This window comes from Klebsiella sp. Lac1 (assembly GCF_009825425.1).
GTDB classification, from domain to species: Bacteria; Pseudomonadota; Gammaproteobacteria; order Enterobacterales; family Enterobacteriaceae; genus Klebsiella; species Klebsiella electrica.
In genome coordinates this window covers 622,420-647,073 of sequence record NZ_VJZJ01000001.1, presented here as the reverse complement: position 1 = coordinate 647,073, position 24,654 = coordinate 622,420, and the positions used below count along the sequence as shown (strand labels likewise).

19 protein-coding genes are annotated in these 24,654 nt (G+C 59.0%); 8 read left to right on the top strand and 11 right to left on the bottom strand.

The window, feature by feature from the left end:
- Positions 1–349: 349 nt before the first annotated feature.
- The 5 genes from gsiD to iaaA form a co-directional block, all read right to left on the bottom strand.
- Positions 350–1,261, bottom strand: coding sequence for a glutathione ABC transporter permease GsiD (gene gsiD / locus FNY10_RS03030; RefSeq protein WP_160701927.1), 912 nt, complete (start codon positions 1,259–1,261; stop codon positions 350–352).
- Position 1,262: 1 nt separating this feature from the next.
- Complete coding sequence (gene gsiC, locus FNY10_RS03025) at positions 1,263–2,183, bottom strand: glutathione ABC transporter permease GsiC (protein WP_100684017.1); 921 nt, start codon at positions 2,181–2,183, stop codon at positions 1,263–1,265.
- A 91-nt stretch (positions 2,184–2,274) separates the two neighbouring features.
- Positions 2,275–3,816 carry a glutathione ABC transporter substrate-binding protein GsiB gene (gsiB, locus tag FNY10_RS03020; protein WP_100684018.1) on the bottom strand — a complete coding sequence of 514 codons (1,542 nt, stop codon included), beginning with the start codon at positions 3,814–3,816 and terminating at the stop codon, positions 2,275–2,277.
- A 37-nt stretch (positions 3,817–3,853) separates the two neighbouring features.
- The gene (gene gsiA, locus FNY10_RS03015) at positions 3,854–5,710 is read right to left on the bottom strand and encodes a glutathione ABC transporter ATP-binding protein GsiA (protein WP_160701929.1); all 1,857 of its coding nucleotides are present in this window, start codon (positions 5,708–5,710) and stop codon (positions 3,854–3,856) included.
- Positions 5,711–5,721: 11 nt separating this feature from the next.
- Positions 5,722–6,663, bottom strand: a complete 942-nt coding sequence (iaaA, locus tag FNY10_RS03010; RefSeq protein WP_100684020.1) for a beta-aspartyl-peptidase — start codon at positions 6,661–6,663, stop codon at positions 5,722–5,724.
- Between the two features lie 269 nt (positions 6,664–6,932).
- Between iaaA and moeA the strand changes: the two genes are divergently transcribed.
- From moeA to FNY10_RS02980, 6 genes are all read left to right on the top strand, one after another.
- Entirely contained in the window at positions 6,933–8,168 is a 1,236-nt protein-coding gene (gene moeA, locus FNY10_RS03005) for a molybdopterin molybdotransferase MoeA (protein ID WP_160701930.1), read from the top strand.
- Entirely contained in the window at positions 8,168–8,923 is a 756-nt protein-coding gene (gene moeB, locus FNY10_RS03000) for a molybdopterin-synthase adenylyltransferase MoeB (protein WP_160701932.1), read from the top strand. Before moeA ends, moeB begins: the two co-directional genes overlap by 1 nt.
- A gap of 152 nt (positions 8,924–9,075) precedes the next feature.
- On the top strand, positions 9,076–9,975 hold the full coding sequence (locus tag FNY10_RS02995; protein ID WP_160701934.1) for a glycyl-radical enzyme activating protein: 900 nt from the start codon (positions 9,076–9,078) through the stop codon (positions 9,973–9,975).
- Between the two features lie 4 nt (positions 9,976–9,979).
- Positions 9,980–12,412: a formate C-acetyltransferase/glycerol dehydratase family glycyl radical enzyme gene (locus FNY10_RS02990; RefSeq protein WP_141965033.1), complete on the top strand. Its 2,433-nt coding sequence runs from the start codon at positions 9,980–9,982 to the stop codon at positions 12,410–12,412.
- Positions 12,413–13,144: 732 nt separating this feature from the next.
- The gene (locus FNY10_RS02985) at positions 13,145–13,960 is read left to right on the top strand and encodes a Cof-type HAD-IIB family hydrolase (protein ID WP_100684025.1); all 816 of its coding nucleotides are present in this window, start codon (positions 13,145–13,147) and stop codon (positions 13,958–13,960) included.
- Positions 13,961–14,106: 146 nt separating this feature from the next.
- Entirely contained in the window at positions 14,107–15,372 is a 1,266-nt protein-coding gene (locus FNY10_RS02980; protein ID WP_160701936.1) for a DUF1479 domain-containing protein, read from the top strand.
- Here the strand turns inward: FNY10_RS02980 and FNY10_RS02975 are convergent.
- Positions 15,369–16,460 carry a LacI family DNA-binding transcriptional regulator gene (locus FNY10_RS02975; RefSeq protein ID WP_160702557.1) on the bottom strand — a complete coding sequence of 364 codons (1,092 nt, stop codon included), beginning with the start codon at positions 16,458–16,460 and terminating at the stop codon, positions 15,369–15,371. The two genes, FNY10_RS02980 and FNY10_RS02975, sit on opposite strands and share 4 nt — an antisense overlap.
- Positions 16,461–16,742: 282 nt before the next feature.
- Here FNY10_RS02975 and FNY10_RS02970 point away from each other — a divergent pair, with 282 nt between their 5' ends.
- Positions 16,743–18,044: an MFS transporter gene (locus FNY10_RS02970; protein WP_131047734.1), complete on the top strand. Its 1,302-nt coding sequence runs from the start codon at positions 16,743–16,745 to the stop codon at positions 18,042–18,044.
- A gap of 14 nt (positions 18,045–18,058) precedes the next feature.
- Positions 18,059–20,425 carry a glycoside hydrolase family 31 protein gene (locus tag FNY10_RS02965; RefSeq protein ID WP_160701938.1) on the top strand — a complete coding sequence of 789 codons (2,367 nt, stop codon included), beginning with the start codon at positions 18,059–18,061 and terminating at the stop codon, positions 20,423–20,425.
- A 160-nt stretch (positions 20,426–20,585) separates the two neighbouring features.
- Here FNY10_RS02965 and FNY10_RS02960 read toward each other — a convergent pair whose 3' ends face one another.
- The 5 genes from FNY10_RS02960 to FNY10_RS02940 are packed head-to-tail and all read right to left on the bottom strand — an operon-like array spanning position 20,586 to position 24,649.
- Positions 20,586–21,782: an ABC transporter substrate-binding protein gene (locus FNY10_RS02960; RefSeq protein ID WP_141965038.1), complete on the bottom strand. Its 1,197-nt coding sequence runs from the start codon at positions 21,780–21,782 to the stop codon at positions 20,586–20,588.
- Between the two features lie 4 nt (positions 21,783–21,786).
- Entirely contained in the window at positions 21,787–22,800 is a 1,014-nt protein-coding gene (locus FNY10_RS02955) for a CobW family GTP-binding protein (protein ID WP_141965039.1), read from the bottom strand.
- Positions 22,801–22,821: 21 nt separating this feature from the next.
- Entirely contained in the window at positions 22,822–23,106 is a 285-nt protein-coding gene (locus tag FNY10_RS02950) for a hypothetical protein (protein WP_100684031.1), read from the bottom strand.
- Positions 23,107–23,116: 10 nt separating this feature from the next.
- Positions 23,117–23,863, bottom strand: a complete 747-nt coding sequence (locus FNY10_RS02945; protein WP_100684032.1) for an SDR family NAD(P)-dependent oxidoreductase — start codon at positions 23,861–23,863, stop codon at positions 23,117–23,119.
- Between the two features lie 9 nt (positions 23,864–23,872).
- Complete coding sequence (locus FNY10_RS02940) at positions 23,873–24,649, bottom strand: SDR family NAD(P)-dependent oxidoreductase (protein WP_160701940.1); 777 nt, start codon at positions 24,647–24,649, stop codon at positions 23,873–23,875.
- Positions 24,650–24,654 lie beyond the last annotated feature (5 nt).

The window sequence follows — 24,654 nt, the reverse complement described above, 5'->3', positions numbered from 1 at the left end:
CGCCAAACCGCACTCATCCGCACCAAACCGCCCTCACCCGTAGCCCCGGTAAGCGGCAGCGCCACCGGGGAACAGCACCTTATCCCTTTATCTTCGACTCCAGCGCATCGCACCCGAGCCGGGCGACAAAACCCCACTCATCCCCGCCAAACCGCTCTCATATCCGCACCAAACCGCACTCACCCGTAGCCCCGGTAAGCGGCAGCGCCACCGGGGAACAGCACCTTATCCCTTTATCTCCGACTCCAGCGCATCGCACCCGAGACGGGCGACAAAACCGCACTCATCCGCACTAACCCGCACCAATCCGTAGCCCCGGTAAGCGCCAGCGCCACCGGGGAGTCGCACCCTACCCCTTTATCTTCGGATCCAGCGCATCGCGCAGGCCGTCCCCGAGCAGGTTAAACGCCAGCACCGTCAGGAAAATCGCAATCGCCGGGAACAGCGCTACGTGCGGCGCTATCACCATATCCGCCCGCGCTTCATTGAGCATCGCTCCCCATTCCGGGGTCGGCGGCTGCGCCCCGAGCCCCAGGAAAGAGAGACTGGCGGCGGAGATAATCGACACCCCGATACGCATGGTGAAATAGACCACGATCGACGATACCGTACCGGGCAAAATATGGCTGAACAGAATCGTCATATCGCTGGCGCCGATGCTACGCGCCGATTCAATAAAGGTCTGCTGTTTGAGCACCAGAGTATTGCCGCGCACCAGGCGGGCAAACGCCGGGATCGAAAAAATCGCCACCGCAATGATCACATTCGACATACCGCTGCCCATCACCGCCACCACCGCAATCGCCAGCAGGATCCCCGGGAAGGCGAACAGCACGTCGCAAATGCGCATGATGATGCGATCCCACCAGCCTTCATAATACCCGGCCAGCAGACCGAGCACGGTGCCGATCGCCGCGCCGATCAGCACCGCCAGCACGCCGGCCGCCAGCGAAATCTGCGCGCCAACCAACACCCGGCTAAAAATATCGCGCCCGAGCGAATCTACCCCGAACCAGTGCATCATCGACGGGCCATCGTTGAGCCGGTCATAATCAAAATAGTTTTCCGCATCGAACGGCGCTATCCACGGCGCCACGAGCGCGACCGCAATCAGCAGCAGGACAAATATACCGGCGCCCATCGCCACCGGCTGACGACGAAATCGCCGCCAGAACTCACGCCACGGCGTGCGTATTTGTCCGGGCCTAACTCCCGGCATGGCGTTAATAACCGCCTGCCTTCTCCAGTTGAGCAATCGCACCTTACTTGTACCTGATAGCCGGGTTAATGGCGGCGTACAGGACATCCACCACTAAATTAATAAGAATAAATTCCAGCGAAAAGAGGAGGACTTCCGCCTGAATGACCGGATAGTCACGCATCTCCACCGAATCCACCAGCAGTCGCCCAAGGCCTGGCCAGTTAAAGACCTTCTCGACCACTATCGACCCACCGAGCAAAAAACCGAACTGCAGCCCCATCATGGTCACCACCGGGATCATGGCGTTGCGCAGACCGTGTTTCAGCACCACCCGGGTCTCACTGACCCCTTTGGCGCGCGCGGTGCGCATATAATCTTCGTGCAGGACATCGACAAAAGAGGCGCGGGTAAAACGCGCCATCACCGCCGCAACGGCCGCCCCCAGCGTCAGGGAAGGCAGAATATAGTGCCGCCAGCTGTCGGCGCCCACCGTCGGCAGCCAGCCCAGCTCCACCGAGAAGACCTGCATCAGCAGCATACCGAGCGCGAACGCCGGAAACGAAATACCGGTCACCGCCAGCGCCATCCCCAGCCGGTCAGGCCAGCGATTACGCCACACCGCCGCCGCAATGCCCGCCGCCATGCCGAAGACCACCGCCCAGCTCATGCTCGCCAGCGTCAGCCACAACGTCGGCATAAACCGGCTGGCTATTTCGCTGCTGACCGGGCGGCGCGACGCCATCGAGGTGCCGAAATCGCCCTGCACTACGCTGGTGATATAGTGCCAGAACTGCACGTGCAGCGGCTGGTCGAGCCCCAGCTGCTGGCGCACCATCGCCACCACCTGCGCATCGGCCTCCGGTCCGGCAATCAATCGCGCCGGATCGCCGGGCAACAGATGCACGAACAGGAACACCAGCACCGCCACAATCAGCAGCGTGGGAATCAGCCCCAGCAGACGCTTAATCACGTAATTGAGCATCGTCCCCCCTTGCTGGCATCCCCATCGGCCGCTGACGAGCATGAACGCCATCTTCCTCTCCCGCTGCGGGAGAGGGGCTGAGTCCCGTCCATCACTGGGCTAAATCCGCCTGTTCGAAGCTAAACCCGGTATCCGGCTGGATATAGAAACCGCTCAGATTTTTGCTGTGCGCCGAGACCAGTTTTTCCACTACCAGCGGCACCCACGGGGACTCTTTCCAGATAGTCTCCTGCACCTCTTTATAGAGCCGCGTTTTTTCTTTCACGTCGGTAGTTTTCAGCGCCTCCGTCAGATCTTTATCCACCTGCGGATTGCTATAAAACGCGGTGTTGAACAGGGTTGGCGGCCAGTTTTGCGAAGCAAACAGCGGTGACAGCGCCCAGTCAGCTTCGCCGGTTGAAGCCGACCAGCCGGTGTAGAACATCCGCACCCCGCTCTCTTTCTGCCCTTTCCCCTCAACTTCCGCCGCACGCTGCCCGGCATCCATCGCCGTCAACTGGGCCTTAATCCCCACCTGCGCCAGCTGCTGCTGGGTGAACTGCAGCACTTTCTGCGCGGTACTGTGGTTATGCGATGACCACAGCGTGGTGCTGAAACCGTTAGGGAAACCGGCCTCTTTCAGCAGCTCGCGGGCTTTCGCCGGATCATACGGCCACGGTTTGAAGCTCTCGGCATAGGCGATAGATGGCGGTACGACGCCGGTGGCCGGCGTCGCATAGCCCGCGAACGCCACTTTGACCAGCGCCTGGCGGTTGATGGCGTAGTTGATAGCTTCGCGGACTTTCGGGTTATCGAACGGCTTTTGCGTCACGTTCATGCTGATGTAACGCTGCATGATAGACGGGCTGGCCACCAGCTCCAGCTTGCTGTTTTTTTCCAGCAGCGGCGCCTGCTCATAAGGGATGGGGAAAGCGAACTGCGCTTCGCCGGTTTGCAGCATCGCCGCGCGAGTGTTGTTATCCACCACCGGACGCCAGGTTATCGAGTCCAGCTTCGGCAGGCCCGGCTGCCAGTAACCGGCAAACTTCGTCACCTTCACGAAATCGGTCTGATTCCAGGTGTCCAGCTTATATGGCCCGGTTCCCACCGGATGGAAGCCTATCTCTTTGCCGTACTTTTTCAGCGCCGCCGGAGAGATCATCGCCGTGGCCGGGTGTGCCAGGATATTGATGAACGCCGAGAACGGCTGCTTGAGGGTGATTTTCACCGTCGTCGGATCAACGGCTTCGGTACTGGCGATATTTTTATACAGGTTGTAGCGCTTGAGGTGATTATCAGGATTGCTGGCGCGGTCGAGGTTAGCCTTCACCGCCTCGGCGTTAAAGTCGGTGCCGTCCTGGAACTTGACCCCGGAATGGAGTTTGATGGTGTAAACCAGTCCGTCCGGCGAGATGGTGTAGCTCTCCGCCAGCACATTTTGCAGCTTCATCTCTTTATCCAGGCCAAACAGCCCTTGATAGAACGATTTGGCGACGGCCTGGGACAGGGTGTCATTGGCATCATACGGATCGAGGGTCGTAAAGTTAGAGCCGACCGCCACGACCACGTCTTTCGCGGCAAAAGCCGGGCTTGCCGCCAGCGCTGACGTGACGACCAGCGCCAGCAACCCTCTGCGTAATACACGTTGTGTCATGTTGTTCTCCTGAAAGGCTGTACTGTTGATGTCGTTGTTATCTTCCCAGCACGTCGGCGACGGGTTCCGTGGCGACAAAATGGCCCGGCCCTACCTGTTGTAACGGCATGCTGCTAACCTCGGCCCCGCGTTTATAGATATTGCCCGGCAGTTCGTCAGAGAGCAGTACGCGCTGCGGATGACGATGCGTCGGGTCGGCGACCGGTACGGCGGCCATCAATTTGCGGGTATAAGGGTGCTGCGGGTTTTCAAACACGGCGCGCCGCGGGCCTATCTCGACAATGCGCCCACGATACATCACCGCCACGCGATGGCTGATGCGTTCAACCACCGCCATATCATGTGAAATAAACAGGAATGCAATGCCCATTTCGCGCTGTAAATCGAGCATCAGATTAATAATCTGCGCGCGGATGGAAACATCCAGCGCGGACACGGCCTCGTCGGCAATCACCACTTTCGGATTGAGCGCCAGCGCGCGGGCGATGCAAATACGCTGGCGCTGGCCGCCGGAAAACTCGTGCGGATAGCGCCAGGCATGTTCCGGTTGCAAACCGACCCGCTCCAGCAGCCAGGCAACGCGCGCTCGCGCCTCCTCTCCTTCCGCCATGCCATGTACGCGCAGCGGCTCCATAATCGAATAGCCCACGGTTTGTCGCGGGTCGAGCGAGGCAAACGGATCCTGGAAAATAAACTGGATATCGCGGCGCAGCGCCTGAAGTTTGCTGGTTGCCAGCGTATCAATCCGTTCGCCGTTAAAGACTATCGTCCCGCCCTGCGTCGCCACCAGCCGCAGCAACGCCCGGCCGGTGGTTGACTTCCCGCAGCCGGACTCGCCGACCAAAGAGAGGGTCTCTCCTGGCCACAAATCAAAGCTGACCTTCTCCACCGCGTGGACTTCGCGGGTGACGCGATTCAGAATGCCGCTGCGCAGCGGAAAACGCGCCACCAGATCGCGCACTTTAAGAATCGGCTCGCCGACGACGACGGTATTCTGTTCCCCCTCATCGGGGGCGGGCTGCTGTAATAACGGAAAATGACGCGGCAGATCGCTGCCGCGCATCGACCCGAGCCGCGGGACGGCGGCCAGCAGCGCCTGAGTGTAGGGATGCTGCGGCGCGCGGAAGATAGCCTCCACCGTGCCGCTCTCCACCGCTTCTCCGCGGTACATCACCAGTACCCGATCGGCGATATCGGCGACCACCCCCATATCGTGAGTAATAAAAATTACCCCCATCGCCATCTCTTTTTGCAGCACGGCAATGAGCCGGAGAATCTGCGCCTGGATAGTCACATCCAGCGCCGTCGTTGGCTCATCGGCAATCAGAACCGCTGGCCGACAAGAGAGCGCCATCGCGATCATCACCCGCTGGCGCATTCCGCCGGAAAGCTGGTGGGGGTAGCGCGAGAGCATCGTTTCCGCCTCGGGGATCCGCACCTGATCGAGCATTTTCTTCGCTTCGCGCAGCGCCGCATCATGCCCCAGCCCCTGGTGCAAACGAATAGATTCGGCAATCTGCTCTCCGATAGTAAACACCGGATTGAGCGAGGTCATCGGCTCCTGGAAAATCATCGCCATGTCCGCCCCGCGCACGCTGCGCATTCCTGCGGCTGACTGCTCGCTCAGGGAGACGACCTGATGGTTGCGGCGGCGCAGCCACAGCGCCCCGCTGTTGACCTCGCTTACCGCCCTATCAAGCAGGCGCATCAGCGCCAGCGCGGTGACGGATTTTCCCGAACCCGATTCGCCGACGATGGCTAACGTTTCGCCCCGTCGCAGGGTAAACGACAGCTGCCGCACCGCGGAAAACCGCTCCTGCTGCTGGCGAAACGCCACGTTCAGATCGCGTACCACCAGAACATCATCGGCGTCGATTTCTTGACTATGCGACAACGTGCGTCCCCCTATTCCCGATAAATACCAATCGTCGGCGTATCCCCGGCATAGCACCAGGCCCGATACATGCCTTCGCTGTTAAATGGCAGAACCACGTTGCCTTCTCTGTCGATGGCAATCAGGCCACCGCTGCCGCCGAGCGCCGGTAGTTTTTCCATCACCACCCGCTCACAGGCCTCATACAGGCTGAGATTGCCGTACTCCATCAGCGCCGCAATATCGTAGGCCGCCAGCGTGCGCATAAACACTTCGCCGGTTCCGGTGCAGGAGACGGCGACGCTGGCGTTATTGGCATAGCAACCGGCTCCCGGTAACGGGCTGTCGCCGACGCGGCCGGGGAGCTTATTGGTCATGCCGCCGGTCGAGGTCGCCGCCGCCAGATTACCGGCCAAATCCAGCGCCACCGCGCCGACGGTCCCCATCTTATGGCGCTCATCGAGCGGCGCGGCTTGATGATCGAGCACAATCTCATCGGCGGCCTGAGCCTGTTGCAACTGAAGTAACCGTTCGGTGGTCGAAAACAGATGGTTCCCGACCCGGTCCATGCCATGGGAGACGGCAAACGCTTCCGCTCCCTCGCCAATCAGCAGCACGTGCGGACTTTGTTCCAGCACCATTCGCGCGGCAAGCACCGGATTACGCAAATGCTTTACCCCGGCGACCGCCCCGGCCTGCAGCCGGTTACCGTCCATCACGCAGGCATCCAGTTCATGGGTTGCGTCGCGGGTAAAGACCGATCCGATACCCGCGTTAAACAGCGGACACTCCTCAAGCAGCCGCACCGCTTCCGTCACCGTATCCAGCGCGCTGGCGCCTGCCGCCAGCATTTTTTGCCCGCTATCGACGATCGCTGAAAGCGCCGCCACGTACTGTCGTTCCCGTTCCGGCGTCAGGGCTGAGCGCGTAACCGCCCCCGCCCCGCCATGAATTGCTATCACCGCCTTGCCCATTCAGCGATCCCTTAGCGATAAAGTGTCTTGATACGTCCTGCAAACCGCTTCTGACTGGCGACGGATAACCCGCTCTTTTCCAGCTGTACTCCTGACGTATCGAGGATGATTTTATGTATAAATATCATTATCGTGCTGACTGTCCTATACAATTTTTGAATATAGAAAACGCCGGGTGCGGTGTAAACCCCGTACCGTGGAGGCATATAGCCGTCAGCGCTTTTCTGTCATAATAGGTGTTTTCGATGATTTGCCCGCAGGAGAAGCCCATGGATTTTACCGCCGGACTGATGCCGCTCGACACAGCCCTGACTCAGATGCTCAATCGAATTACACCGCTCAGCGCGGTGGAAACCGTCCCGCTGTTGCAGGCCTTTTCGCGCGTAACCGCCCATGATCTCATTTCGCCGCTGGACGTCCCTGGGTTTGATAACTCGGCGATGGACGGGTATGCCGTCCGTCTGGCCGACCTCGCCGGCGGCGCGGCGCTGCCGGTTGCGGGTAAAGCGTTCGCCGGACAGCCGTTCCACGCGCTCTGGCCTGCGGGAAGCTGTATTCGCATCATGACCGGGGCGCCGGTTCCGCCAGGCTGCAACGCGGTGGTGATGCAGGAAGAGACGGAGCAGAGCGAAGAGGGCATCCGCTTCGTCGCGCCGGTCAAAGCCGGGCAAAACATTCGCCGCCGTGGGGAAGATATCGCCGATGGCGCCGTGGTCTTCCCGGCAGGAACCCCGCTTACCGTCGCCGAACTGCCGGTGCTCGCTTCGCTGGGAATTGCCGAGGTTGCGGTGGTGCGCAAAGTGCGCGTCGCGGTGTTCTCGACCGGGGATGAACTGCAGCTGCCGGGCCAGCCGCTGGGCGACGGGCAAATTTACGATACCAACCGCCTCGCCGTCCATCTGATGCTGGAGCAACTGGGCTGCGAGGTGATTAACCTCGGCATCATCCCTGACGACCCGGCCCGACTGCGCGAGGCGTTTATCGAGGCCGACCGGCAGGCTGACGTGGTGATTAGCTCCGGCGGCGTCTCCGTCGGCGAAGCGGACTACACCAAAACGATACTCGAAGAGCTGGGCGAAATCGGCTTCTGGAAGCTGGCCATCAAGCCGGGTAAACCTTTTGCCTTCGGAAAACTGAGCAACAGCTGGTTTTGCGGCCTGCCGGGTAATCCGGTGTCCGCCACCCTCACCTTCTATCAGCTGGTGCAGCCGCTGCTGGCAAAACTGGCGGGTAACAGCAGCCAGGCTCAGCCGATGCGCCTGCGCGTTCGCGCCGCTACGCGGCTGAAGAAATCCCCGGGCCGTCTCGACTTCCAGCGCGGCGTGCTGCGACGCAATCCGGACGGTGAACTGGTGGTTGAATCGACCGGTCATCAGGGGTCGCATATCTTCAGTTCTTTCAGTATCGGCAACTGTTTTATCGTCCTTGAACGCGAACGCGGCGCCGTTGAAGCAGGCGAATGGGTTGAAGTCGAACCCTTTAACCATCTGTTCGGGGGGCTGTAATGGCGGTCGAACTGAGCGATGAGGAGATGCTGCGCTACAACCGTCAAATCATCCTGCGCGATTTCGACTTTGACGGCCAGGAGCGGCTGAAAGCCTCGCGGGTGCTGGTGGTTGGCCTCGGCGGGCTCGGCTGCGCGGCGGCGCAGTATCTGGCGGCAGCGGGCGTCGGTCAGCTCACGCTGCTGGATTTCGACACCGTGTCGCTCTCCAACCTGCAGCGCCAGACGCTGCACAGCGATGCGACCCTCGGCCAGCCGAAGGTCGACTCCGCGCGCGACGCGCTGGCACGCATCAACCCGCACGTACAGCTCACGACGCTGAATGCTGTGCTGGAAGAAGAGGCCTTGTGGGCGCAGATCGCCGCCCATGACCTGGTGCTCGACTGTACCGATAACGTCGCTATCCGCAACCAGCTTAACGCCGGCTGCTTCCGCCACAAAACGCCGCTGGTTTCCGGCGCGGCGATTCGCATGGAAGGCCAGATCAGCGTTTTTACCTGGCGGGAGGGAGAGCCGTGCTATCGCTGCCTGAGCCGTCTGTTCGGCGACAATGCCCTCACCTGCGTTGAGGCGGGGGTGATGGCGCCGCTGGTCGGTGTCATCGGCGCGTTACAGGCGATGGAAGCGATTAAAGTACTCAGCCGCTACGGCACGCCGGCGGCAGGCAAAATCGTTATCTACGACGCGATGACCTGCCAGTTCCGTGAAATGAAGCTACCGCGTAACCCGCAGTGCGAGGTGTGCGCAAGCCATTAATCTTCCCCGGCGGCAACCGTCGCCGGATAATCTGTGACCCGCGACACCTTTCCCTGTTCTCCCCGATCGTATCCGTTCTGCTTGTTGATTTGCATCAAGGCAACTTTCATTCGAAAGTAATTTAATCTTCATATGCAGAAAGAGGGCTCGATATGATCTTCAACATTCAGCGCTATTCAACCCACGACGGCCCGGGAATTCGCACCGTCGTCTTCCTTAAAGGCTGCTCGCTGGGTTGCCGCTGGTGTCAGAATCCGGAAAGTCGTTCCCGCACGGCGGATCTGCTGTATGACGCTCGTCTGTGTCTCGACGGCTGCGATCTGTGCCAGCAGGCGGCGCCGGAGGTGATAACCCGCAAGCTGGATGGCCTGATTATCCAGCGCGAAAAGCTCACCGATGACCACTATGCGCGGCTGCGCGAATGCTGCCCGACCACCGCACTCACCGCCTGCGGCGAAGAGCAGTCGGTGGAGGAGATTATGACCACGGTACTGCGCGATAAACCATTCTACGACCGCAGCGGCGGCGGCGTTACCCTCTCGGGCGGTGAGCCGTTTATGAACCCTGAGCTGGCGCAGCAGCTGTTGCGGGCCAGTCATGAAGCCGGTATTCACACCGCCGTCGAAACCTGTCTGCACGTGCCGTGGAAATATATTGCGCCTTCGCTGCCGTGGGTAGATCTGTTTCTCGCCGACCTGAAGCACGTGAACGAAGCGATTTTCAAGCAGTGGACGGACGGCAGCGCTCGCCGGGTGCTGGATAACCTGCAACGCGTGGCGCAGGCCGGGAAAAAAATCATCATCCGCGTGCCGCTGATTCAGGGATTTAATGCCGATGAAGCCGCCATTACCGCCATCACCGATTTTGCCGCCGACCGTCTGAAGGTCGAGGAGATTCACTTCCTGCCGTACCACACGCTGGGAATGAACAAATATCAGTTACTCAGTCAGCCCTATACCGCTCCGGACAAACCGCTTGCTGCCCCCGAGCTGCTCGCTTTCGCGCAGCACTATGCTCAGAGCAAAGGTTTAACGGCTACTTTACGAGGATAAACTCATGACGACCCTGAAACTGGATACGCTGAGCGCTCGCATTCAGGCGCATAAAATGGCGCTGGTACATATCGTTAAGCCGCCGGTATGCACCGAGCGCGCACAGCATTACACCGCCGCTTATCAGCAGCATCTGGATAAGCCTGTCCCGGTACGCCGCGCACTGGCGCTGGCCCATCACCTGGCGGAGCGGACTATCTGGATCAAACACGACGAGCTGATCGTCGGCAACCAGGCAAGCGAAGTCCGCGCCGCGCCGATCTTCCCGGAATATACCGTCAGCTGGATTGAAAAAGAGATCGATGATCTGGCCGATCGTCCGGGGGCCGGTTTCGCCGTCAGCGAAGAGAACAAGCGGGTGCTGCATGCGATCTGCCCGTGGTGGCGCGGCCAGACCGTGCAGGATCGTTGCTACGGCATGTTTACCGACGAGCAAAAAGCGCTGCTGGCCACCGGCATTATTAAAGCGGAAGGTAATATGACCTCCGGTGACGCTCACCTTGCGGTCAACTATCCGCTGTTGCTGGAAAAAGGTCTCGACGGCATGCGCGCCAAAGTGGCCGAGCGCCGCTCGCGCATCAACCTTACGGTGCTGGAAGATTTGCACGGTGAGCAGTTCCTCAAAGCGATTGATATCGTGCTGGCGGCGGTGAGCGAGCACTGCCGACGCTTTGCCAGCCTGGCCCGTACCATGGCTGCCGCCGAGACACGCGAAACGCGCCGCGACGAGCTGCTGGCCATCGCCGAAAACTGCGACATTATCGCCCATCAACCGCCAAAAACGTTCTGGCAGGCGCTACAGCTGTGCTACTTCATTCAGCTCATTTTGCAGATCGAGTCCAACGGTCATTCGGTCTCCTTCGGCCGCATGGATCAGTACCTCTACCCGTACTACCGTCGCGACGTCGAGCTGCAACAGTCGCTGGCGCGCGAACAGGCAATTGAGCTGCTGCACAGCTGCTGGCTGAAGTTGCTGGAAGTGAACAAAATTCGCTCCGGCTCGCACTCGAAAGCCTCCGCAGGCAGCCCGCTATACCAGAACGTGACCATCGGCGGCCAGAACCTGGTGAACGGCAAGGCGCAGGATGCGGTGAACCCGCTCTCGTGGGCGATTCTCGAATCCTGCGGCCGTCTGCGCTCCACCCAGCCGAACCTCAGCGTGCGCTACCACGCCGGTATGAGTAACGACTTCCTTGACGCCTGTGTCCAGGTCATTCGCTGCGGCTTCGGGATGCCGGCGTTTAATAACGACGAAATCGTTATTCCGGAATTCATCAAACTCGGCATCGAACCGCAGGATGCCTACGACTACGCGGCTATCGGCTGCATCGAAACCGCCGTCGGCGGCAAGTGGGGCTATCGCTGCACCGGAATGAGCTTTATCAACTTCGCCCGCGTGATGCTCGCTGCCCTGGAAGGCGGCCGCGACGCCACCAGCGGTCAGGTGTTCCTGCCGCAGGAGCACGCGCTGTCGAAAGGCAACTTCACCCGCTTCGAGCAGGTGCTGGAAGACTGGGATACTCAGATCCGCTACTACACGCGCAAATCGATCGAGATTGAGTACGTCGTCGATACCATGCTGGAAGAGAACGTCCACGATATTCTGTGCTCGGCGCTGGTCGATGACTGCATCGAGCGGGCGAAGAGCATTAAACAAGGCGGCGCCAAATACGATTGGGTTTCCGGTCTGCAGGTCGGTATTGCCAACCTCGGCAACAGCCTGGTCGCCGTGAAAAAGCTGGTGTTTGAGCAGGGGGCAATCGGTCAGCAGCAGTTGGCGAAAGCGCTGGCGGAAGACTTTGAAGGCCTGACCCACGAGCAGTTGCGTCAGCGCTTAATCAACGGCGCACCGAAGTACGGTAACGATGATGACAGCGTGGATACCCTGCTGGCGCGCGCGTACCAGACCTATATCGATGAGCTGAAGCAGTACCGCAATCCGCGCTATGGTCGCGGTCCAATCGGCGGCAACTATTACGCCGGTACCTCGTCCATCTCCGCGAACGTGCCGTTTGGTGCCCAGACGATGGCCACGCCGGACGGACGTAAAGCGCACTCGCCGCTGGCGGAAGGGGCCAGCCCGGCTTCCGGGACCGACCATCTGGGGCCGACGGCGGTCATCAACTCCGTCGGCAAGCTGCCGACCGGGTCGATTCTCGGCGGCGTGCTGCTTAACCAGAAGCTGAACCCGGCGACGCTGGAGAACGAGTCCGATAAGCAGAAACTAATGGTGCTGCTGCGTACCTTCTTCGAAGTGCATAAAGGCTGGCATATCCAGTACAACATCGTATCGCGGGAGACGCTGCTGGAAGCGAAGAAGCACCCTGACCAGTATCGTGATTTAGTGGTCCGCGTAGCGGGATACTCGGCGTTCTTCACCGCCCTGTCGCCGGATGCCCAGGACGATATCATCGCCCGTACCGAGCATACGCTGTAAGTCCTCCCCCGGCTGGCGCTGCGCTTAGCCGGGCTACGGGTTCACCGCCCTCTGCAGGAAGGTAGCCCGGGTAAGGCGTTTACGCCGCCACCCGGGGACGAGAGCATCGCCCGTACCGGGCATACGCCGCAAGCAAAACCCCCGGCTGGCGCTGCGCTTAGCCGGGCTACGGGTTCACCGCCCTCTGCAGGCCGTAGCCCGGGTAAGGCGTTTACGCCGCCACCCGGGGACGAGAGCATCACCTGTACCGGACATCCGCTGCAAGCAAACCCCGGCTGGCGCTGCGCTTAGCCGGGCTACGGGTTCACCGCCCTCTGCGGGCCGGTAGCCCGGGTAAGGCATTTACGCCGCCACCCGGGAAAAGAGCATCGCCCGTACCGGACATCCGCCGCAAGCAAAACCCCCGGCTGGCGCTGCGCTTAGCCGGGCTACGGGTTCACACCCCTCTGCGGGACGGTAGCCCGGGTAAGGCGTTTACGCCGCCACCCGGGGACGAGAATATCGCCCGTACCGGACATATGCCGCAACTACCCCCCGGCTGGCGCTGCGCTTAGCCGGGCTACGGGTTCACCGCCCTCTGCGGGCCGTAGCCCGGGTAAGGCGTTTACGCCGCCACCCGGGGATTTTCTCCTGCACATAAGGCAACGCAAACTTTCATTCGAAATAAATTTGTGCTTCAGGTCACATTGTAATTAGAATGTTACTGGTCAAAGTTAGCCAGGAGCATCTGTTATGACCGTTAAAGTTATCGTCACCGATATGGACGGAACTTTTCTCAATGACGCCAGGCAGTACGATCGCCCGCGTTTTCTCGCGCAGTTCGCGCAGCTTCAGCAGCAGGGTATTGAATTTGTTGTCGCCAGCGGCAACCAGTACTATCAGCTGATCTCTTTTTTCCCGGAAATTCGCGAGCAGATCTCTTTTGTCGCCGAGAACGGTGCGCTGGTGTACGAACACGGCCAACAGCTGTTCCACGGCGAGCTGACCCGCCATGAATCCCAGGTGGTGATTGGCGAGCTGCTGAAAGACAGCCAGCTGAACTTCGTCGCCTGTGGCCTGGAGAGCGCCTACGTCAGCGACAAGGCGCCCGACGCTTTCGTTGCCCTGATGGCAAAACACTATCATCGCCTGCAGCGAATCAGCGATTATCAGAACATTAACGACACTCTGTTCAAATTCTCGCTGAATCTGCCCGATAGCGATATCCCGCAGCTTATCGATAAACTGCACGTTTCGCTCGATGGCATTATGAAGCCCGTGACCAGCGGTTTCGGCTTCGTTGATTTAATCATTCCCGGCCTGCATAAAGCGAACGGCATCAGCCGCCTGCTCAAACGCTGGCAGCTTTCGCCGCAGGAGTGCGTCGCCATCGGCGACAGCGGCAACGATGCGGAAATGCTGAAGCTGGTGAAATACGCTTTCGCCATGGGCAATGCCGCCGCAAGCATTAAAGCTATCGCCGATTACACGACCGACGATAACAACCATCACGGCGCGCTGAAGGTCATTCAGGCCGTACTCGATAAGACGCCGCCCTTCTCCTGCTGACCGCTGACCGGGGCCTCCTGTCCCGGTTTTTTCATTTTGTGCGCCCCCTCTGATTTTTAAACTTGCATTAACTTAAATTTAACCTAAATTAACGCTTGTAAGATTTAATACTTTCGAATGAAAGATGAAAGCTGAGTGAGGTCACCATGGCTGCTATCTACACCCACGAAACATTACCCGCCGACCACAAATCGGCGATTCGTCAAATGAAACAGCATCTGCGCGCGCAAATCGGCGATGTGCAGGCGGTATTCGATCGCCTCAGCGCAAAGATTAGCGCCCGCCTGGAAGAGATTGAGGCGTTGAAAGCCCGCGGCGAGGATGTCTGGCCGGTGATCCCGTTCAGCGATATCGCGCAAGGGAAAGTCAGTGACGCCCAGCGCGAGGCCATTAAGCGTCGCGGCTGCGCGGTCATCAAAGGCCACTTCTCGCGTGAACGGGCGCTGGCCTGGGATAACGCGATGCTTGAATATCTCGACCGTAACCATTTCGACGATGTCTACAAAGGCCCGGGCGATACCTTCTTCGGCTCACTTGACGCTTCACGCCCGGAGATTTACCCGATCTACTGGTCACAGGCGCAGATGCAGGCGCGCCAGAGCGATGAGATGGCGGCCGTACAGTCCTTCCTCAACCACCTGTGGACCTTTAACCATGATGGCAAGCAGTGGTTCGACCCGGACGTAAGCGTTATCTATCCGGATCGCATCCGCCGCCGCCCGCCGGGAACCACCTCGAAAGGGTTGGGCGCACACACCGATTCCGGCGCGCTGGAGCGCTGGCTGCTGCCGGCCTATCAGCGCGTCTTCGCCAACGTCTTTAACGGCAATATTGATGCCTATGATCCGTGGGATGCGGCGCACCGTACCGAAGTCGAAGAGTACACCGTCGACAACACCACCAAATGCTCCGTCTTCCGGACTTTCCAGGGCTGGACCGCGCTCTCGGATATGATTCCCGATCAGGGGCTGCTGCACGTAGTGCCGATTCCGGAGGCGATGGCGTATGTTCTGCTGCGCCCGCTGCTGGACGATGTGCCGGACGATGAGCTGTGCGGCGTGGCGCCGGGGAAAGTGCTGCCGGTTTCCGGGAAATGGCATCCGCTGCTGATCAAAGCGCTCAGTTCTATCCCGGCGCTCAATGCCGGTGATTCGGTATGGTGGCACTGCGATGTTATCCACTCGGTGGCGCCGGTGGAAAACCAGCAGGGCTGGGGCAATGTGATGTACATTCCCGCCGCGCCGATGTGCGAGAAAAACCTCGCCTATGCGCAGAAGGTCAAGCTGGCGCTGGAAAACGGCGCTTCGCCGGGGGACTTCCCTCGTGAAGATTATGAGACCGACTGGCAGGATCGCTTTACCCTCGACGATCTCAATATTCATGGCAAACGGGCGCTGGGCATCGTCGTCTAGTCGTCGTAGAGTCCGGCCTGCGCAACCGTGGTCAGACGGTTACCGGAGCGTATCCGCCTGACCGAGTCCCGTACCACCAGCGTGCCGTTCAGCAGCAGCGAGCCGCGCGGCGCATCCGGGCGAATCAGCCGCTGCTGAAGCAGATGCACCGCTTCCGTCCCCAGCTCGTCACGCGGGACGTGGACCGCAGTCAGCGGCACATCCTGAATGGCGGCCAGGTTGAAACCGTCGATACTCATCACCGAAATATCCTGCGGCACCCGCAGCCCGCGCTTTTGCAGCGCGCTCACCGTCCCGGCGACCATAAAATCTCCGCCGACCAAAAAGGCCGTTGGCAGCGGTTTGCCTGCCCGCGCGTCGAGCCACTCCCCCACCCGCTGTTCGCTGTCCCTGGCGCTAAAACTGGCGACCGTAAGCAGGTCGCGCCCATCGGTGAAATGCAGGTTGCGCATCCGCCAGGCCTCTTTGATACCTGCCAGCCTCAGATCCATGGTGTAACGGCGCAGGCACATCACATTCAGCACCGCCTGATGCCCCATCTCAAACAGATACTGCGCGGCAAACTGGCCGATCAGCCGATGATCCGGCGCAATGGAGGAGAGGCGCATCGCTTCGTCGCGGCAGTTGAGCAGCACGCAGGGTTTCGCCAGATCTACCGCCAGATCGTGAATATGCGGATCGTCAATCCCCAGCAGGATCGCCGCTTCGGTTTCCGGTTCGTTCATACGGGCCAGGAACTGATTGGCATCGCTGTCGTTCTCTTCCAGCGCGCAGGTTCGCAGGCGCACCTCATGGACGGCCAGCGCGTGGTGGATGCTCTGAATAACCCGGTAGTAATAGATATCAGAACGTTCATCAAACGCCCGCTGCGGCGCAAAGACCACCAGGCTATTGAGCAGCATACGCCCGGCGGCGATGCCTTCCAGCACCCCCATTTCTCGCGCGCACGTCAGCACGGCCCGCCGGGCCTTCTCGCTGGTGTTCGCTTTTCCTGCCAGCACTCTGGAAACCGTGCTCGCCGACATCCCGGTCCGGCTGGCGATCTCGGCTATTTTTAGCTTTTTATCCATTTTGTGATCCAGCTCCATCTTCAAAATGAAAGAATTTTCATCATCTGTAAATCCAGATTACCAAGGAAATGAGTGCCTCTTCAGTGAGCATTTCGCCATCTTATGAAAAAACTTTCATAAATAACGCTACTGCCCGCCGGTTTTCTCGCCTAACCTGAATTGGTCCGATAACTTCCATACTAGTTACCCGGATATAAGAAGAAATAAAACGATATTATTCAAAATATTACAGGAACCGGTATGACAACTCGTTGCGCGAGCCGGTCATTACCCTACATTAAAAATCTTGTGGAGAGTTCTATGAGTCAAGGCCTCAACAACGATATCACCGCCAGCAAATCCCGGCGGGTGGTAAAAAATCTGCGCTGGTGGATGCTGGTCCTTTTTTTACTCGGCGTCACCGTCAACTACATCACACGCAACTCTCTGGGGATTATCGCCCCGGAACTGAAAGTCTCGCTCGGCATCACCACCGAACAGTATTCGTGGATTGTCGGCGCGTTTCAGTTGGCCTACACCGTTTTCCAACCGCTGTGCGGCTGGCTTATCGACGTCATCGGCCTGAAGCTCGGCTTTATGATTTGCGCCACGCTGTGGGCCATTGCCTGTATCGCTCACGCGGGTGCCGGTAGCTGGCTGCACCTGGCTATCCTGCGCTTCTTTATGGGCGGTGCGGAAGCCGCCGCCACGCCGGCAAACGCCAAAACCATCGGCGAATGGTTCCCGAAATCGGAACGTCCGATCGCCGCCGGTTGGGCTGGCGTCGGCTTCTCGATTGGCGCGATGCTGGCGCCGCCGATTATCTACTTTGCCCATGCCTCCTTCGGCTGGCAGGGCGCGTTTATGTTTACCGGGGTACTGGCGCTGCTGTGGGTCGTGCTGTGGTGGGTGTTTTATAACAATCCTGAAAAACATCCGAACCTCGGCAAAAGCGAACTGACCTTCATTCGTCAGGACAATGAACCGCCGGCGGTGAAGCTGCCGTTCTTCACGGCGCTAAAAACCGTCTCGAAAAATAAGCGCTTTTACGGTATTGCGATTCCGGCTTTCATGGCCGAGCCGGCCTGGGCGGTACTGAGCTTTTGGGTCCCGCTGTACCTCGCTAAAGAGCACGGAATGGACCTGAAACAGATTGCCATGTTCGCCTGGCTGCCGTTTCTCGCCGCCGACCTCGGCAGCGTCGTCAGCGGCTATCTGACCAGACTGTACACCCGCTGGTTCGGCTGTACCCGTGTGAACTCGGTGGTCGCCAGTTCGGTGACCGGCGCCTTCCTGATGATTTCGCTGGCTCTCGTCGCCATCACCCGCGACCCCTACATCACCATCGTGCTGATCTCCATCGGCGGCTTCGGCCATCAGATTATCTCCTGCATGCTGAGCGCGCTGGTGGTGGAGTCGTTTGATAAAGGCCAGATGGCGACCGTCAACGGGATGCGCGGTTCCGCCGCCTGGATTGCCAGCTTCCTGTTCTCGTTATTAATCGGGGTGACCGCCGACAAAATCGGCTTCAACCCGCTGTTTATCGCCATGGGGTTCTTTGACCTGATTGGCGCTCTCTTCCTGGTGGCATTTATTGCTGAACGTCGCGCCAAACGCGCCTGAGAATGGATATAAAGATGAAAACGCTTAAACACTGGACATTACACCAACAGTTGGCTCATCACGTTGAGTTAACTATCGACGGGCAGCACACGCTGTGCCTGTATGTACTGGAAGAGAACCTGTTCCGCGTCCTGCTCAAGCGTAAAGGCCAGCTGGCGCTGGACCGCACCTGGAGCATTGCACCGCAGCAGGACGTGCCGTGGGAAGGCCGTCCTCGTGAGGATCTGAGCGGTTTTAGCCTGCCTGCGTGGACGCTTGAACAACACGCTGACAGCCTGACGGTCGCCACCGGACAGCTGCGCGTCACCGTCCACCAGCCGCTGTGGCTGGAGTGGAGCTATCGTCACGACGACGGCGAGTGGCTGCCGCTGGTCAATGACCGCCCCACCAGCGCCTATCTGCTCAATGCCCACGGCGACGGTGCGGCGCACTACCTGAGCCGCCGCAAGGACGAACGGTTTTACGGGCTTGGCGAGAAGGCCGGCGATCTTCAGCGCAACGGTAAACGCTATGAAATGCGTAATCTCGATGCGATGGGCTATAACGCCGCCAGTACCGACCCGCTGTACAAACACATTCCCTTTACCCTCACCCAGCGTAGCGACATCAGCTACGGCCTGTTTTACGATAACCTGAGCAGCTGCTGGCTGGATCTGGGCAATGAAATTGATAACTACCACACCGCCTACCGCCGCTGGCAGGCGGAAGCAGGCGATATCGATTACTACCTGTTCACCGGCCGACGGGCGCTGGACGTCACCAAAGCGTTTGTGCGCCTGACCGGCAAAACGCTGTTCGGGCCGAAATGGAGTCTCGGCTACAGCGGCTCCACTATGCACTACACCGACGCGCCGGATGCGCAAAATCAGCTGATGAACTTTATCCGCCTGTGCGAAGAGCATGCGATTCCCTGCGACTCGTTCCAGCTCTCTTCCGGCTATACCTCGATCAACGGCAAGCGCTACGTGTTTAACTGGAACTATGACAAGGTGCCGCAGCCGAAAGTGCTGAGCCAGAGTTTCCATGATGCCGGAATAAAACTGGCGGCCAATATTAAACCCTGTCTGTTGCAGGACCATCCGCGCTATAGCGAAGTGGCGGAAAAAGGGTTATTTATTCGCGACTCGGAGAGCGACGCGCCGGAACGCTCAAGCTTCTGGGATGACGAAGGATCGCACCTCGACTTCACGAATCCGCAAACCGTCGCCTGGTGGCAGGACGGCGTTACCCGTCAGCTGCTGGAGATGGGCATCGATTCCACCTGGAATGATAATAACGAATTTGAAGTCTGGGACGGCGAAGCCCGCTGCCACGGCTTTGGCCAGAACATCGCCATCAAGCATATTCGTCCGGTGATGCCGCTGCTGATGATGCGCGCCTCAATGGAAGCCCAGCAGCATTTCGCACCGCAAAAGCGGCCGTATCTGATCTCCCGCTCCGGCTGCGCTGGGATGCAGCGCTACGTCCAGACCTGGAGCGGCGATAACCGCACCAACTGGGAGACACTGCGCTATAACACCCGTATGGGGCTGGGGATGAGTTTGTCCGGCTTATATAACGTTGGTCATGACGTCGGCGGTTTTTCCGGTGATAAACCGGATGCCGAGCTGTTTGTACGCTGGGTGCAGAATGGCGTGATGCACCCGCGCTTTACCATCCACTCATGGAACGATGACCAGACGGTCAACGAGGCGTGGATGTATCCGGGCGTGACCCCGGCGATTCGCAGCGCGATTGAACTACGCTATCGCCTGCTGCCCTATCTGTATACGCTGCTGTGGCAGGCCCATGCCGACGATGAACCGATGCTGCGACCGACGTTCCTCGATCATGAGCACGATCCACAAACCTTTGAAGAGTGTGATGATTTCCTGCTGGGGCGCGATCTGCTGGTCGCCAGCGTCGTCGAACCGGGCCAGCGTCAGCGCCGGGTGTGGCTGCCGGAAAACACCGCCGGCTGGTACGATTTTTATAGCGGGGAGTGGTTCTCCGGCGGCCAGTGGATAACGCGGGATGCGCCGCTGGAACATCTGCCGCTGCTGGTCCGCGCCGGAGCCGGTCTGCCGCTCAGCGAACGCCTCACCCACGTCAGCGCGACAAAAGACGACCAGCGCGAGCTGAAGCTGTTCCCGCTCAAAGGCGTGGGGTCGTCGCAGGGCCTGCTGTTTGAGGACGATGGCGAAAGCTGGGGCTATAAAGAGGATGATGCGCTGTGGCTGACGTGGGAGATGGTCTGCAGCAGCACGACCATCAACCTGCAGATTAACACCCGCGGCCATTATCGCCCGGCATGGAAGGCGCTGAAAGTGACGTTACCCGCTGGCGAAAAGCGCAAGCTGCTGATAAATGGTGAAGCCGCCAGCGAGTGGGTATTTGGTTAACCGATAAGCGTAAAGGCCCCGGGCACGCAACGTGACCGGGGCGACAAGTTCGGCGGTAACGCCTGGTCCACGGGGATTCTTTCGCCAACGGGCTGAACAGTCGCTAAACGCAATTCAGTCGGGCATGCAATGCCCTGCCACCAGTCAGCCATCACATCTTTTACTTGCGTCCTAACGCATCCTGCCAGCGGCGCGTCAGATAATTATGTTCATCCATAACGGAATTCCATACGGCAATATGGCTCATGCGCTGTTCATAACTGCCCCCATCGCGACGTTCTCCAGCGGGGATCAGCGGCGAGCCCCACGCGTCATAGAGCATTTCCGCCGCCGGTTTGCCGTCGTACCAGAAATCCCACTCGGCAGCGGAAAGATACTGACGGCTGCGTTCCGGGTTGGATATATAATAACCCTGACGCGCCATCACCGCTCCCGGCCACCCGGACTGCCACCAGTTGAGATACTCATACGCCGCGTCCTTAATTTTCCCGGTCGCACAACGTGAAAGGGACATACCACCATACCAGGCGCGATAGCCCTCCCGGGGGCGGGCCATTTTGTAACCACGTTGATGAAAATGATGGCGAAAATAGATAGGTGCCCACAGGCTCTGCACCTCAACCTGGTAATTATCGATCAAATCGCAAGCCTGCTCCTGGGTTGCCCAAAACGCGGCGAAATGCCCCTGCCGGTTAAGACGCGCCAGCCCCTGAGTCAGCAAATCGATCTCTTCCAGCGTCAGATTTCCGGTATTGGCAAAGCGGGCCATTCCGGCCCCCTGCATAGCCAGGGCCGCATCCAGCCCCCCCATCGCGGCATCTTCCTGCAACGCGACCTGCCCGGTCAGGGCTTCATGTAACAACCACCCCCAACTTTCCTCCTGCCCGCGTAGCGCGGCGGGGAGTCGATCGACATGATAGGCGAAACTGTCGGCGTTGTGCGTCAAGGGCAGCATGCTAATGAGTTCGCCCGGCTGGCTACTTAGATGCAGGTTACGCTGTACGTAGAGCCGCTGCGCAGGCACGCAGCCATCGGCAAGGACTCCATCATCGCTGAGCGTACCGATTTTCGCTAATGCATTCACTTCGCCCCAATATTTCAGCCGCTTAATCTCCAACGGCTGAATGGCGCGCGCAGGCCAGACAAAATCAATATTATGAAACCACTGATCGTAGAGATCGTAACTTTCCGGATGCATCACCGCGATCCGTTGCGCATCTTCTACGCTGTGCAGCAGATATTCGATTTTGATACCAAGATCCTGCTCTGCGCGCGCGCGCAGTATTTCGAGCAGCGTGACGGAAGTTCCAAGCACGCGTAAGGTCAGTTGGTTATTAACGACGGCAGCAGAGTTCATCCTCTTATGGCTCCTGCATATAGCGACTGAATGCGCTTTGCAAACGATCGGCCTCCAGGCCGCGTAAGATAAAGACCAGCGTCGAATCTTCCAGTTCTCCTGGCCAGTCTCGCAGGTGCACGGGCGGGTGTAAGGTATGCTGGACACCGTGGATGACAATCGGCGAGCGGCTCTCACTCACGCGTAAAATGCCTTTCATCCGTAGTATCGAGCCACCGTGGCAGTGTAATAGCATCGATAACCAGATCGCAAATGAGAGCCAGTTGACCGACTGTTGCAGGGTCACCACGCAGGTTTGCGTCGCAGGATGTAACGTCGAATGTGCAACGGGATGCCGGAAAAAATCGTCATGACCGCAGGCCCCGAGCCAACGGAAACGCTGCTCCCGCGAACCCCGCATAACCTGAAGCTGAAATAAGCGATGAAAGTCATTGAGCGCCTGCCGGGTATCGCTCAGTTCCGCCAGAGGGTTAAGCTGCTGTAGCCACTGACGGAGCATGACAGCCTCTTCCCTCGTCGTCCGATCGCATTTACTGAGCAGCAGTTTATCGGCAGCCGTAACCTGCGCCAGCCATTCAGGTTGAGTCTCTGCCTGAGATCGGGCATGTTCTGCATCCACCAGAGTCACCAGAGTCCCCTGGCTGAAGTGGTGCTGGAGCTGAGGATCGTGCAGTAACGTCGACAGTATTGACGCAGGATCAGCCAGCCCGGTCGTTTCCAGTATGACCTGGTTAAATGGCGGAAGCCGCCCACGCGCACGGCGTTCATAGAGGTCGAGAAGCGCCGTTTTCAATTCCCCCCGAATCTGGCAACAGACACAGCCGCTCGGTAACAGCACGGTTTCCGGCGCGACCTCACTGAGCAGATAATGATCGATCCCTACTTCACCAAATTCGTTTACCAGCAGCGCGATTTCATTAAGATTCTGCTGTGCCAGCCAGCCCTTTAACAAGGTTGTTTTACCGCTGCCGAGGAAACCGCTCAGCACATGGAGCGGTAATTTTTCTTCGTATTGCATCACTGTTCCTCCCGACGGTAGCTACAGCGCCGCTAGCCAGTTCTCGTCCAGCGGATCCACCGAACGCCCGCTCATCTTTTCGGCCTCGATCCACAATGCGTCCAGTGAATATACCAGCGCTTGCTGACCCGTTGGGCTCGCCAGCAACCAGCTATTATGAAACTCCGTCAGCGACAATCGCCAGGGCTTCAACACCCGATTGAGCAGCGCCAGCTGCTGAAGGCGTAGCTGGCGTTGAGGTATGTCCTGCTGCAGCGGATCGCTCCACTGCGGCCCATGATTGAGTAAGCCGCACACTCCACACATAGCAACTCCATTACTGCATCACATCGCCAGAATTAGGGCCAAGCGTTTGACCGACAAAAAGATTGCCGCCCGGCTCGCTTGCCAGCAGAAGCGCCGCGGGTGCCACCTCTTCTGCGCGACCAAAGCGCCCCAGCGGTAACCCGGCGGCTTTAGCCTGCTTCCACGCCTCATTAATACCATCAATCAGCGGGGTTTCAATCGGACCTGGTGCAATGGCATTCACCAGCACATTACGGTCTGACACTTCCAGAGCCAGGGATTTGGTAAAACCGATGACCCCAGCTTTAGCGGCGGCGTAATGACTCAACTCCGCCCCACCTTTAATTCCCAGCTGTGAAGCAATATTAATCACACGCCCCCAACGCTGCGCCAGCATTGCCGGCAGCGCCCGCTGGGTCGCTAAAAACACACTGCGCAGGTCGACGGCCATCATCTCTTCCCACATCGCCAGCGTAATATCTTCACAACGTGCCTGTGTTAACATTCCGGCATTGTTGACCAGGATATCGATGCCGCCATAACGCGCAAGGCAGCAATCAACGCCAGCCGTGGCCCCATCAACCTGGCCAACGTCAGCCACCACGCCGCAGTACTCTGCACCGTATTGCTGGAGTTGGTTGACTATCGCGTTGAGCTTATCGTTATGCCTATCGACCAGAACCAACCGCGCGCCTTCACGCGCAAACAGTTCAGCGATAGCCGCTCCTATGCCGCTGGCGGCGCCGGTAATGACGCAGCGTTTACCCTTTAGTTGCATAAACACTCCTTAATCAGGCCAGCGGACCGTTAGCCCGCCATCAACAATAAGACTTTGACCCGTGAGATAACTGCTTTCTTCGCTGGTCAAAAACGCAATCACTTTAGCTATCTCATCCGCACGACCAACCCGGGCAAGTGGGATCGCTTTTGCGGCTCTGGCCAGTCCTTCCGGGCCAAGAGAGTTTTGTTTATCCAGCGACTGGGGCGTTTCTATCAGACCGGGAATAATGGCGTTACAGCGTATACCTTTTGGGGCAAGCTCAATGGCTAACGAACGGCAGATCCCCGGAACTGCCGCTTTAGCCGCGGCATAGTGCGCATGTTCCTGCCAGCCGTACACGCCCCCTGCGATAGAAGATACCGCCACCAGACTCGCGCCAGCGCTCAAATACGGCGCGGCGGCACGGAAACAGCGCATCACTCCGGTCAGATCAACATTAAGCATATCGTTCCAGAGAGCATCGCTCATCTCTTCAATAGTGGCACGCCGCAAAATACCCGCGTTCGCAACCATGTAATCGAGACGGCCAAAATGCTGTACGCCCTGGGCGATAAAAGTGTCGACGGAAGCGGTCGAGCCGACATCCAGCGGTAGCCAAAGCGCATCGCCACCAGCCGCCTCTACCTGCGCGGCCGCCGCCGCAGGATCGTGGGGATCTGCCGGATAATACCCCGCGATAATACGTACCCCACGCTGTGCGTAGAGTGTGGCCAGCGCCAGACCTATACCGCTGGCGGCGCCGCTGATTGCGGCGACCGGTTGAGTTAACAAAGTCGGTTTCATCGTTA